This window comes from Bacteroides sp. OF03-11BH, from assembly GCF_003604005.1.
In the GTDB taxonomy this organism is placed as follows: Bacteria; Bacteroidota; Bacteroidia; order Bacteroidales; family Bacteroidaceae; genus Bacteroides; species Bacteroides ovatus.
This window is the reverse complement of sequence record NZ_QTMW01000004.1, coordinates 202887-216295: the sequence shown is the minus strand read 5'-3', so window position 1 is coordinate 216295 and position 13409 is coordinate 202887. Positions and strand designations below refer to the sequence as shown.

General features: G+C 42.4%; 12 protein-coding genes. 9 read left to right on the top strand and 3 right to left on the bottom strand.

Translation table 11 applies throughout. The features are described 5' to 3' along the window. Positions 1-107: 107 nt before the first annotated feature. The 9 genes from mnmE to DXA54_RS04760 all read left to right on the top strand — a co-directional run bounded on the left by mnmE (position 108) and on the right by DXA54_RS04760 (position 8915). Complete coding sequence (mnmE, locus tag DXA54_RS04800) at positions 108-1505, top strand: tRNA uridine-5-carboxymethylaminomethyl(34) synthesis GTPase MnmE (protein WP_120079040.1); 1398 nt, start codon at positions 108-110, stop codon at positions 1503-1505. A 261-nt stretch (positions 1506-1766) separates the two neighbouring features. After that, complete coding sequence (locus DXA54_RS04795) at positions 1767-2645, top strand: helix-turn-helix domain-containing protein (protein ID WP_010992345.1); 879 nt, start codon at positions 1767-1769, stop codon at positions 2643-2645. Positions 2646-2762: 117 nt separating this feature from the next. Further along, positions 2763-3878 (top strand): tyrosine-type recombinase/integrase, encoded by a 1116-nt coding sequence (locus DXA54_RS04790; RefSeq protein WP_010992344.1) that lies wholly within the window; start codon positions 2763-2765, stop codon positions 3876-3878. Positions 3879-4047: 169 nt separating this feature from the next. Then, positions 4048-4893: a hypothetical protein gene (locus DXA54_RS04785; RefSeq protein WP_041926182.1), complete on the top strand. Its 846-nt coding sequence runs from the start codon at positions 4048-4050 to the stop codon at positions 4891-4893. Positions 4894-4993: 100 nt separating this feature from the next. Beyond that, positions 4994-5368 carry a helix-turn-helix domain-containing protein gene (locus tag DXA54_RS04780; protein WP_010992342.1) on the top strand — a complete coding sequence of 125 codons (375 nt, stop codon included), beginning with the start codon at positions 4994-4996 and terminating at the stop codon, positions 5366-5368. A gap of 2 nt (positions 5369-5370) precedes the next feature. Then, positions 5371-6441, top strand: a complete 1071-nt coding sequence (locus DXA54_RS04775; RefSeq protein ID WP_010992341.1) for an AAA family ATPase — start codon at positions 5371-5373, stop codon at positions 6439-6441. A 314-nt stretch (positions 6442-6755) separates the two neighbouring features. After that, entirely contained in the window at positions 6756-7175 is a 420-nt protein-coding gene (locus tag DXA54_RS04770; RefSeq protein WP_010992340.1) for a plasmid mobilization protein, read from the top strand. Continuing rightward, positions 7172-8383, top strand: coding sequence for a hypothetical protein (locus DXA54_RS04765; RefSeq protein ID WP_010992339.1), 1212 nt, complete (start codon positions 7172-7174; stop codon positions 8381-8383). Before DXA54_RS04770 ends, DXA54_RS04765 begins: the two co-directional genes overlap by 4 nt. A 4-nt stretch (positions 8384-8387) precedes the next feature. After that, complete coding sequence (locus tag DXA54_RS04760; protein WP_010992338.1) at positions 8388-8915, top strand: hypothetical protein; 528 nt, start codon at positions 8388-8390, stop codon at positions 8913-8915. 74 nt (positions 8916-8989) lie between these two features. On the opposite strand, the gene DXA54_RS04755 is transcribed toward DXA54_RS04760, so the two are convergent. The 3 genes from DXA54_RS04755 to DXA54_RS04745 are packed head-to-tail and all read right to left on the bottom strand — an operon-like array spanning position 8990 to position 13408. Further along, positions 8990-10021, bottom strand: a complete 1032-nt coding sequence (locus tag DXA54_RS04755) for a virulence RhuM family protein (protein ID WP_010992337.1) — start codon at positions 10019-10021, stop codon at positions 8990-8992. A gap of 7 nt (positions 10022-10028) precedes the next feature. Beyond that, positions 10029-10655 (bottom strand): hypothetical protein, encoded by a 627-nt coding sequence (locus DXA54_RS04750; RefSeq protein ID WP_229038336.1) that lies wholly within the window; start codon positions 10653-10655, stop codon positions 10029-10031. 41 nt (positions 10656-10696) lie between these two features. Then, entirely contained in the window at positions 10697-13408 is a 2712-nt protein-coding gene (locus DXA54_RS04745; RefSeq protein WP_010992335.1) for an AAA domain-containing protein, read from the bottom strand. Position 13409: the final 1 nt, after the last annotated feature.

Here is a 13409-nt window from a genome sequence, read left to right as displayed (position 1 = left end):
GTACCACTGCACGGCAGCAAATATAAACAAATAAAGCACAAGTTGTGCTCAATTTTCTGTTTTTTACTTAGAAACAATTATCTTTGCTCATCCAAAAAGAAAAAAGAATGATTCAAGATACTATCTGTGCCATCGCTACCGCTCAAGGCGGTGCTATCGGAAGCATCCGCGTTTCCGGTCCGGAAGCTATTTCTATTACCGGCAGCATCTTCAAGCCAGCCAAAGCTGGCAAATTATTGAGCGAACAAAAACCATATACTTTGACATTCGGGCGTATTTATGACGAAGACGAGATGATTGATGAAGTGCTCGTCAGCCTTTTCCGTGCTCCTCATTCATATACGGGAGAAGACAGCACGGAAATCACGTGTCATGGTTCCACTTATATTCTTCAACAGGTGATGCAGTTGCTTATTAAAAACGGTTGCCGCATGGCCCAGCCGGGAGAATATACACAACGTGCTTTCCTCAATGGAAAGATGGATTTAAGTCAGGCAGAAGCTGTGGCGGACTTGATTGCTTCTTCATCTGCTGCCACTCACCGATTGGCAATGAGCCAGATGCGGGGTGGATTCAGTAAAGAGCTGACAGATCTACGCAACAAGTTGTTGAATTTCACTTCCATGATTGAATTGGAGTTGGATTTCAGCGAAGAGGATGTGGAATTTGCCGATCGTTCGGCATTAAGGAAACTGGCAGATGAAATTGAACAGGTCATTTCGCGGTTGGCTCATTCATTTAGTGTCGGCAACGCCATTAAGAATGGTGTTCCCGTAGCTATCATCGGTGAAACAAATGCCGGAAAATCGACTTTACTGAATGTATTATTGAATGAGGATAAAGCCATTGTCAGTGATATTCACGGGACAACACGTGATGTAATCGAAGATACTGTCAATATCGGAGGAATCACTTTCCGGTTCATTGATACCGCCGGAATCCGAGAAACCAATGACACGATTGAAAGTTTGGGTATTGAACGTACTTTTCAGAAGTTGGATCAGGCGGAGATTGTTCTTTGGATGGTAGATGCTGTGAATGCCGCTTCTCAAATTGAACAGTTATCGGAGAAAATAATTCCACGTTGTGAAGGAAAACATTTGATTGTTGTATTCAATAAGACTGATTTGATTGAAGATAAACAGAAAGAGAATGTATTATCTTTATTAAAAGACTTCCCCAAAGAATCTACGGAATCTATTTTCATCTCGGCCAAACAACGGAAGAATACAAGTGAGCTACAAAAAATGCTTATTGATGCTGCACACTTGCCTACAGTGACACAGAATGATATTATTGTGACAAACGTAAGACATTACGAAGCTTTAAACAAAGCTTTGAAAGCTATTCATAGAGTACAAAACGGACTTGATTCGCAGATTTCCGGGGATTTTCTTTCGCAAGACATACGAGAGTGCATCTTCTTTATTTCGGACATAGCGGGGGAGGTTACGAATGATATGGTGCTTCAAAATATCTTTCAACATTTTTGCATAGGCAAATGATAGCTTGTAAACAGCCGTAACCAACTATAATCATTTAGAATAAAGTCACTGTGTATCAGTGACTTTTCTGTTTTAACACTTTCCAGTCCGTATTTGGAGATAACGGTTTTTATCCATATTTTTCTATCATATTTCTACCGCGACAGAAATTCACGGTTAGCCCGAATGTCACAATGACGCATTAGTTGACGTGTGTTGACAATGGTTTACATGTGTAGACAAAAAGGGAAATTAAAAAACAGAGAAAATGATATAGGAAATATGGAAGTAAAGAGAATTTGTCAATGGTGTGGAAAACCGTTCATTGCACAGAAAACAACGACCTGTTATTGTAGCCCTCAATGCTCGAAGCGAGGTTACAAACATCGTATCAAGGAGCGCAAAATGGAACTGCGCCACATTCAGGAAATGCAGGAGTTGCGCTCCAGTTTGGAGAAGCAGGAATATTTCACTTTTTCGCAGGCTGCCCGATTGATGGGCGTGAGCCGTCAGTACATTTATAAATTAGTCAAAGAGGATAAACTTAGAGCATCCCGAATTAGCGGAAGAATGGCTTTGGTAAGGCGTGCAGACATAGAGTTAATGCTCAAAAGCAAACCTTACGAACGACTGGTTGCGAAAAACGACTTCAACATCTCCGAGTATTACACAGCCGAAGAGATTGCGGAAAAATATAAGGTCAACGCCAAATGGGTGTGGACTTACACTCGGCAACATAAAGTGCCGAAAGTGAGAATCCGCCAGTTCAACTATTACAGCAAGAAACATATCGATGCTGCCTTTGCCAAATACGAGGTAGATTCCGACCTTACTGAATGGTACACACCGGAAGAGATTCAGGAGAAGTACGGTATGACACGTGTCGCCATCCGTTCGCAAGTGTATCGGAACAACATTCCCTCCAAGAAAGAGCATGGGCAGATATTCTACTCAAAGCTCCACTTCGACCTCTCGAAGAGTTCCGAACAGGAGAGCAAGGCGGAATACTACACCGTCAAGGAGGCGATGGAGAAATTCAAACTCTCTCGTGATTCGGTTTACGGTATTCTGCAATTCCATCAGATCAACCGGGAGAAGAACGGACGGTTCGTCAGATTCCTGAAAGTGGAGTTTGACCGGGTAATGGGTGTCCGCAAATAGTCTAATTTATGGCTATCCGCAAATTATTCAAAAATTAATCCCTGCTGTAGGTAATCTGCATGACTACATTATAGAGTTTCGCCGACGAATTAATAATAACCATAAAAATATAACATTATGCATGAATGCAAGACTGTGACATTAAGGACACGTCCGCTAAAAGGCAGGATGATGTCTTTCTATCTGGATTATTATCCGGGGTATCGAGACAAAGAGACAATGAAAGTTATCCGTCATGAATCGCTTGGTATTTATATCTATGCCAATCCGAGGAACAAACGTGAACAGAATTTCAACGAGGTAATGACCGAGAAAGCCGAAGCCATCCGTTGCCGCAGGTTCGAGTCGGTAGTCAATGAACGGTATGACTTCTTTGACAAGTACAAACTCAAGGCAGACTTTCTGGAGTATTATCGCAAGCAGCTCCGTAAGCATGACCAGAAATGGGAGTTTGTCTATCTGCATTTCAATAACTTCGTACATGGCAAATGCACCTTTGAAGAGATTGACATCGACCTCTGTAACAAGTTTCGGGAATATCTGCTGAGTGCCAAGAAGCTAAGGCGTAACGGACGTATCACACGGAACTCCGCATCAGGATATTGGTCTACTTTCAGAGGTTTCCTGAAAATACTCTACCGTAATGGGATGATAAAGACCAATGTCAATGACTTCTTGGAAAAGATAGAGACAGAAGATGTAATGAAAGAGGCCCTGTCTGTTGAGGAACTGTACAAATTGGCCGAGACACCTTGTAAGAAGCCTATTCTGAAAACGGCATCGCTGTTTTCCTGTATGACCAGCTTGCGTATCAGTGACATTCTCTCGCTATGTTGGGAAGACATCGTGGACTATTCTGCTGGTGGGAAATGCGTACACATCATTACGCAGAAGAACAAAGCGGAAGACATCATTCCCATCAGCGAAGAAGCATTGGGATTGATAGGCTATAGTTCTGAAAAGAAAGGTTTGGTATTCAAGGGACTTATGCGTAGTTGGACACAAATACCGATGAAAGAATGGATTCGTTCTGCCGGAATTACCAAGAACATAACATTTCACTCGTACCGGAGAACATTTGCAACGCTACAAGCAGCTGCCGGGACGGACATCCGTACCATACAGAGCATCATGGCGCACAAGAGTATCACCACCACGCAAAGGTATATCAAAGTCGTGGATGCCAACAAACGTGAAGCCAGCAAAAAGATTACTTTGACAAGGAAAGACTGACAGCCGTTTCGTCCTCGATTTCTGCGGTCAGAGTATGATTTTATGTGAAAAATCATACTCTGACCGTGATATTTAGCATGATACGTGGTAACTATCAGTCTTTTTATTGCAACTATCTGGAACATCGATTATATCTTTAGCGCAAAACGATTCCAAATACTTGCAGACCATGACGAATAAAAAACAAATTCAGACTAAAAAGATAAGTTTTATCCTCGCACTGTCCGTTATCATTTATGCGGCCATAGATACTTATCTTTTCCTTTGCCATGACATCAATATCATGCGCATAACGACTCCTGTCATCCTTGGACTGGTAATAGCTATCATATTGTGCGGGCTCCTGCACAATTTTTTCTATAAATGGCTGACAAAAAATCCTATCAACTTCTCTTTGGGCGAGCCATCTACCCCTATTGTAGAATCAGAGAACGCCATAGAATCTATAGATGCCACTGAAATACTGACCATCGAGCAACCGATGGATTTGCCTGAACAGGAGTCTTTTCCGTCCCAACTGTCGAATCCAAATACAGTAAACTCTGATTGTCCACAAGATTCTCATTTGAATAAATATGATTCCATATTGGTGGAACTAAAAAAGAAAGAGATTGAAAGGCAAGTGGAAATTATGGATGCGATTCGGGAATATGTAACCGTCAAGACTGCCCCCTATCTCTCCAAAGAGGATATTGCCACCCTTATTTTCAATATAGAGTATATGGCTTACGATCAACCTGAATCATATAAACCGATTCGTTCCAATATAGACAATCCGCTGAGGTCGCCTGGGCTTCGCCATTTGGCATGGAATGTCGGTGAACGCTTGGGAGTGCCCTTAGCGAAAAGAGCCGTTTTTATCAAGAAATCATTTCCATACGAACTCGTAAACGCGACCCTTGAATATCTCAGACTCAATTTACGGGATAATGTTCCAAGCCAGATTCCCATTGATGTACCAGATAAAGGCGACTATCGCTTCCATTTAGATGTAGATAATGATGACTCGCAATAAAAAAAAGTATGCAGACGAAATAATTAATCCGGTCTGTATTGTTCTGCAAGGTTTCATTGAGTTGGTTCGCAGCATGTTAAACGATTAAAATAGTCATAATATGGAAAAAGACCAACTGACATTCAACGACCTGCCGACTGTGGTAGGCGAACTATGCGACAGAATCGCAAGTATGGAAAGCCTGCTTACGGAGAAACTTTCCAAGCAGTACGAAACCAAAGAGAACACGCACGTCCCCATGACCGTACAGGAGGCTTGCAACTATCTTAAAATGCCGTTGTCGACCTTTTATTACAAGGTCAAGAAGGACGATATTCCGGTTATAAAACAAGGAAAGCATCTCTACATCTATCGTGACGAACTGGATAGATGGCTGGAATCTTCCCGGAAGAATCCGGTTCCGCAAAGTTTCGAGGACGAGAATGAGTCCTTGCTCGCCTCCCATCGCCGTAAACCGAACTCTAAAAACTGGTAGCGATGGAAAAGACGGACACTATTATTCTTTCTCCGGAAGAATTGGTCGCTTATATGGCGGAGTCAACAATAAGCGTAACAAGTACATACGAACACTCCCCGGTGGTTCTGATGGTGGACGATACTGTTATCGGAACATTGGGAAACTTCAGCGCTTCCATCGGGAAAGCCAAAAGCAAGAAAACTTTCAACGTTTCAGCCATTGTCGCATCGGCATTGAGTGGCAGCACCGTTCTTCATTACCGGTCTATGTTCCCTGAGAATAAGCGGAAGATTCTATATATAGACACAGAGCAGGGGCGGTATCATTGCCAACAGGTATTGAAACGCATCTTACGTTTGGCCGACTTGCCGGAATACAAGAATCCGGATAATCTGATTATGCTGGCTCTGCGCAAGTTTTCCCCTAAACTACGTCTGGCGATAGTCGAACAGGCCATTGGCACAATACCGGATTTGGGATTGGTCATCATAGATGGCATTCGTGATTTCCTTTACGACATCAACTCCTCCAGCGAATCTACCGACATCATCTCCAAATTCATGCAGTGGACGGATGACAGGCAAATCCATATCCATACCGTCTTGCATCAGAACAAGAATGATGAACATGCCCGTGGTCACATCGGCACGGAACTCAACAACAAAGCGGAAACCATCATGCAGATCGAAGTGGACAAAGAGGACAAGACTGTAAGCGTGGTCGAAGCCGTCCATATCCGTGACCATGAGTTTGAACCTTTCGCTTTCCGCATAAACGAGGAAGCCATGCCCGAATCGGTAGAGTCCTATCTGCCCAAAAAGAAGAAGACCGGACGACCAACCAAAGGACCGTTCGATCCGGACAAGGAGATTCCAAAGAATGTACATCGTCCAGCATTGGATGCCGTTTTTGCCAATGGAAACATCAGCAATTACGATGATTATATAGAACGCTTGAAAGAGGGTTACGGATTACAGGGTATAAAACTCGGTTATAACAAGGCGGTAAAGGTCGCAACATTGCTAAGCGACAAACAAATGGTTATAAAAGAAGGGAAAGATTATGCCTTCAATCCAGAATACCATTATTGAGTTCAACTTTACTTTATTGTCGGGGCGTATATATAAGAATAAAGCAAAGTCGGCAGGAAGACATCATGTGAGATATTCATATTCTCCCCTCTTTTAGAGGCTCATATCATCCTATGTTTCCGATCCGAGTGCCAGTTCACTATACGCATCCGATATGGCTTGCCGTGAAGCATCAACAGGTAACTGTTGCGAGATATGCCAATGTATAACCTCACTGCGTTACGGTTGTACATTGGCACTCTCGCTTGCTCAGTTCCCTCGCCGGTGTGGTACTCGCAAGCTCGCACCTATTCAACCATTATAAAACGATTCAAATGAAAGAAAATATTGTAAATACATCGGACTCTTCGAAAGAAACCAGAAACGTCTTCATCGGAGCGAAAGTCACTCCTACTCAGAAGGAACATATAAAATCACTGGCCGGACAATGTGGCATGACTGTAAGCGATTACCTATTGTCGTGTGCCTATAACTTCAAACCCAAAGCGAGGCTTACGAAAGAAGAAGCAGCACTGTTGCAGAATCTGGACGATTGTCGGTCAGACCTCGTAAAATACACCTCCGCCCTACACGGAATGTCCACAAAGCAGCGCATGGCAATGTTCAATCAGATTCCGTTTATGGTGGGCTGGCTGAAAGAATTAGGCAATGTAGCCGAAAGTGTCTGCCAGTTCCTGAGTGCAGTAAAAGAGAAGAATAAAACTCCGTCTAACCCAAAATCCGAAGAAGAATGATTGCAAAAGCCAAAGCCATATCGCACGGTATAAACGACATCCGTTACATTACCGGCGAATCACAGCATAAAAAGCATCCGGAGAAAATCTATCGGGTATTGGACAATCTGTTACCCTCAGAACCGGACGCTATGGGAATATGGAACTCCATGCAGTTGACCCTATCCCAATATCGGCCTATAAAGAATTCCATAATCAGAATAGAGTTGAGTCCATCGCCTGAGCATACCCAATTCTATGACATCGAAGATTGGCAAAATCTTTGGCAGGAATTCGCCGAGGAGTTCGACAAACTGGTGATTACCGGCAAGGATGGAAAAGTCCGTTCCCGTCCGACCAATTTGGCGGGTAGCAAATACTCGGTTTGGCTTCATACGGAATCTAAAGGCGAAGTTCCCCACCTTCATGCCGCGGTTTGCCGTTTGGATGAAGACGGCAATATCAACAACGACCACAACATTCATCTTCGTGCGCAACGTGCTGCCGAGCGAGTGGCAAAAAAACGAGGCTGGACGACTGCGGCACAAGTCCGAAATCGCAACATGCCACAAGTGAACCGAGACTGCATGAATGTATTGAAAGCAATGCCATCGTGGTCATGGGATGAGTACAAGAATGCTCTTATACGGAAAGGTTATACCGTCCATGAAAGAGAGGACAAGAAAGGTATTCTTCGTGGATATGCCCTCATGAATGGAAACACCAAATACAAGGCTTCAGAATTGGGAATCGGCAGGAACCTGATGGTCTCGAAACTTCCTGCGACATGGAAGAAACTGCACCATCAGCCAGCTACCGTCATTAGAAATAATACTCCCCAAACCGTTCAACAGGCAGCGATACATAAGGTTGCTCCTATTGACTATACCCAATATCTCACAGATTGTCAGGATATGATTTCCTATACCCTCAGTCATGAAGGAAAGGATTACAAATTCTATATCCCGGAAAAAGTACTTGACTGTTTCAATGACGAGTTTGATTACAGGTTTATTGCCAACTGTCAAGAACTTACCGATATGGCTGTAGCTATATTTGTCGGACTGCTTGATACGCCAAATGTAGCGACTGGAGGTAGTGGCGGAGGTTCGCAAAGCGATCTTCCGTGGAGAGACAAGGACGAAGACGATTTACAATGGGCTCGCAGATGCGCTCGTGCTGCCAGCCGCTTAATAGGAAAAAAGCCGAAAACAAGATTAAAACGCTAAGCCCATGAAAAAGAAATTTGATTTTTCCGCAGAAATGAGTGAAGTGGAATCCATAAAAACCACTCCCAAGAATGAATATCTGGAAGAAGAAAAACGACTACTCGATGTAAATGCCAAGGAACTTGCCAGCCTGAATAACAATGTATATAAGCTGAGAACAGAAGTTGAAAATCTGTCCGGTTCTATACGTGAGTGCAAACCTATTATTTCTGAAGAAATGCATAAGTTGGCAGTTGAATTTGGAGCCACACTTCTCTGCAATTTTCTTGGTCAGATTGAGAGCAAATGCAAGGAAGCCGAGCGAAGAATGAAGAAAGCCGACAATGCCATCCATATCCCGGCTACCGCATTCTACATCACAATTATAATACTGGTTGCCCTCTCTTCTTTTTTCGCCAGCATCATAATAGCAAATGTCGAGATTTTACACTCGGCATTGATTTGGAAGGCTGCTTTATGGACTATTCTGATTGCTACGGCTGGAATTACCATAATGATACTTCTTTCGAAAGTATTGAACAAGCCCAAATAGCAGATTACTACAAAGCGACGAGTCTTAAACCTGAAAATCAGGATTGAAACTCGTTGCTTTTTACTCTATATCATTCAATCAATATCCAAAGGGGGAGAATTACCATCGCTGAATCGGTCAAAGTCGGATTGAAACAGTTGGTCTTGAATAACCCTGTACTTTTCAAACTCTGTTTCTGCGAACTCTTTGGCAAATTCGGCTGACACGTTTCCGTTATCTTGTAATATCGGGAGGTCTGCCACATCAATGAATTTGTCAATACGCTTTGCCCAATCTTCCATTGTCATTGGAATGTGACGTTTAGCCATATTTTCTGCTATATCAAGAAACGCATTCACAATCCTGCCCATTGCTTCCAATTCGTTTTCTCGCAAATAGTTTTTGGCAATGGACACATCCGTTTTTACTATCTTCCCCTGCGGACCTTTCTCCCATGTAGTCAGTCCCATGTGTTCTCGTTCCGCATTGGCTCTATCAACAATCAGCTCGGCAGCCGTATGACCGTGCACCGCATAATGCATCTTGTTCTGAACCTTTTTGAAAAATGCACGCGTAGTTGGTGCATTGACATTATAATCAATACTGGTGGCATATATATCAGTGAGTTTCTGATAAAAGCGTCGTTCACTCAACCTTATCTCCCTAATTTCGGCAAGCAAATGTTCAAAATAATCCTCTCCGATAAACGAGCCATTCTCCATTCGTTTCTTGTCTATCACATATCCACGAATAGCAAACTGGCGAAGCACATATGTACACCATTGCCGGAACTGTGTGGCACGAGTACTATTAACCCGATAGCCAACACTAATGATAGCATCAAGATTATAGAATTTCAACTTACGATTTACTTGACGTTCACCTTCCACCTGAACAACCGAGAAATACTCGGTTGTTACCACTTGTACCAACTCTCCACTTTCATATATATTTTTCAAGTGAAGTCCGACATTATCTGTGGAGCAGTCAAATAATTGCGCCATAGCTTTCTGTGTACACCAGATAGTTTCATTTTGATACATTACCTGCACTCCATTTTCTTTTCCCTCAATTTGAAAAATCAGGAACTCTGCTGTACTATTTCGTATTTCTATATTTTTTGCCATAGCTCTCTTATTCTTTTAAGGTGACCTTTATTCCGAGATGTAAAACTTCAGAAACATTCTCGATAAAAGCCTTTTTCATACGATTGTTGCTATGGGTAATCAATAACCATCCTCCACCCAATTCTTTCTGACTTTTACCGTACTTTGCATCCCTTCGGTTTGAAATTACGGGTACTTTGCAGAATTTGAGATTATACTCTTCCACCACCTTGCGAACCTCAGCCACTCCTATTTTTTTGACAACATTTATAAGTGTTTCAACAGCAGTTTTCTCCGCTATTATAGTTCCGTCAGGAAAAACAACCGTCATATCTCTTGTCGGACCTCTTTCTATCTTTTCATCCAGACGAGAACCATTATTCCGATGTGTTACCTCCGGATCGAGCACCATCTCCTTGGCATCCGTCAACTCCGCTGCAAAGTTACGCTTACGGCTAAGATGAACGCTCAGGGGCTGTTCCGGCACATAATCCACAACTAAAACAAGTTCACGCTTTACAGGTTGCAAAGCCGGCTCTATTGTTTTGCTTAACACCGGAAGAATCTCTTTCTTGATAATTTCTTCTTCTAACTCATTTGCCTCTTGAATAAGATCTTCATTAATAGACAAACCTAATTCCTTTAGGTTTTCCATTGTCTGATATAGTTTGCTTAATCTGCTCATAACTTTGATTTTTAACTACTGATTAAAATGATTTTCTTTATCGTTTCCACATTCACCGTTTCTGTAGTGGAAATACGATGCGGACAAAGACCAAACTTTGTGAGCAATCGGTCTTTGAGGGCATCCCGTGATTGCTGTACATCGCTATTCTGGTGAAAATGCCAACCATCAACCTCAATCGTTTGAAGTGGTTGTTTAGTGAGCGAATTGTAAATAAGGAAATCTATATGAGAAAACGGACTTTTTGCAAAAGCCTTTTCTTCTTCACTAAGCAAACTCCAATCGCTAATCAATCGAGAGAGCGGATAATGACATAATATTTCAGCGTTAATCAAATTCAAATCAGCAATAGCTTTTACCAAAACCGTATAAACAAGGTTTTCAGATAGATGGTTCGATACCGAAGGATGGGCAGCTTCATACGCCAAACGTTCTGCAGTGTATTGCTTATAGAGCAAATCAAACACAGAGTGGAGTTTGCTTTCCTTGACCTCGAAATTATTGTATTGTATATAGGCTATAAGCTGGGCAAGATTCGATTCTTTCGGCAGCTCATTGCCATTGGTCACGATGCACAAACGAGTCTTGGCACGTGATATGGCGACATTGAGCAAGTTGGCATCGTCGGAAAACTCCGTTGGTTCGTTGTCTACTGTGCTTATGATGATGCTATCGCACTCCCGACCTTGATATTTATGTACCGTACTGGCAATATCATGCCCTAATGCCTTATTTGTTTCTTCCGCTTGGTTGCGATAGGGAGTAATGATGCCCACGCTATCCATATACTTATATTCAGGCATTACCTCCTGTATGATGACATCAATCTCTCGCTGATTGAAATGCTCTCTCGCATGATTGCCTTTAGTGGTACGGACTACCTGCAACACATTCTCTTCGCCGTTGTCAGTGGTCATGGCCACCAGCTCACCATTATAAAACCGTTGATTGCAGAACTCAATAATCTTGGGATGGCAACGATAGTGCTCCCGCAGCAACGTGACAGGAGCTTCCGTGAATACCTCCACACATGATTGCAGAAAGCTATGCGTCATAGCGTTGTATCTGTCATCTACATTATAGGTTGTCTGAATTGCATTTAGAGCAAGTGCTTCTTCACGGCTCACTACATTAGGTAATTGTTTGTCGTCACCAACAATCACGGCATTCATCGCACACGAGAGTGCCAATGCTCCGGTCTTAATGTCTACTTGTGACGCTTCGTCCATAATCACATAATCAAATACCATATCCTTACTGATACAACTTTTGGCAGAATAAGTGGTGCTGAGTACGACAGGATATTCTTTCAAGAACTCCTCTGTTTTGGGCTTGATGTCCCTAATAGAGAACCTTTTCCTTTCGCTGGTTCCATATCGTTTGGCAATCTTATTCTTCAAAATTTGCAAGGAAGAGGAACGCAGATCTTTTACAGACTGGTTAATATCAATGGATTGAAGCGTATGGACTATGAAGCCCAATTCTTGCTCGATTTCAGCCTTACGAGAGAAATAGTAGGCTTCTTCCAATCCAGCTATCACTTCGGTAACTTTACCGTTAAGGAACGAGAATATCTTCATTCCCATAGCAAATGACCACTTCAAACGAAACCAAAAACTGAGCTTTTGCTCCTTCTCTACCTTCATTTGGTAAAGGTTGAGCAGCGTTATCAGTTTGGCAGATGGTTTACCATGAAGCCAGTTGTTATCAGTACTGTTTGCGCCTAATAGCGCATTATATTTGCTCTCTTTCAGCAACGCATCATATTCCGTCTTTAGTTGAGCTTGACGTAACTGCCCGTCAAATCCTTGTGACACGTTTTGGAGAGAATCTTTCGCCAATTGATATATTGTTGATTTGTCCTCAATATTCCAATCTGTCATATCAGGATAACCTACTTGATTGGCAATAAACACCTCTTTATTTTTCGTACGACCGAGTTTGGCTACTATAAAACCAAGTCCTTCGCTCTCCAATTTTTCTGCTACATTCTCTACGGCAGAATTGTTGTTAGACACAACAAGCACTGTTTTTCCTACCATAAGCAAATTGGCTATGATGTTGAGAATCGTTTGCGTTTTACCTGTTCCCGGAGGTCCTTGTATGATGCTTACTTGATGCGTCAATGCCTTCTCCACCGCAGACTTTTGGCTGGCATTGCATCCGAAAGGATAATAAACCTGCTTTGGCAAGCGATATGTTGCTAATTTTGACTTGTCACCAAGATATTGAGCCAAAGGAACATTGTCGCGCATTGTATCTACCAATTCATACTGCTTGGATAAGATATTATCTTCATCCTCTGTCATCAGACCTGTTTCAGCAGCCAATTTACGAAGATATTCCCAAGTAGATCCACCATTTTTGTCAATGGGAGTACGAGTGATATAGACATCATTTCCCTCAAAGTTCTCATAGTAACCATTGGGATAGGTCACTCGATAGAATGTATGACGAGTGTCAGAAAACCGCAATACTTCTGCCACATTGTTGATGTGCTTATTCTTGATATACAATCCTTTTTCGCTGAAATCTATGGTCTCTGGATCGGTAAAATATAACAGACGGGCTTTGTTGTAATTGAACACACGAGTAGATGACGAGAACCGAACAGCCCAAAGACCGTTCTTGTTCTCGCTGATAGAGGAAACTTGCTCGGTGATAAACATACACTTATCGCCACATCTCTCTAAATCTACTATCATGTATAACTGCGAATCCATA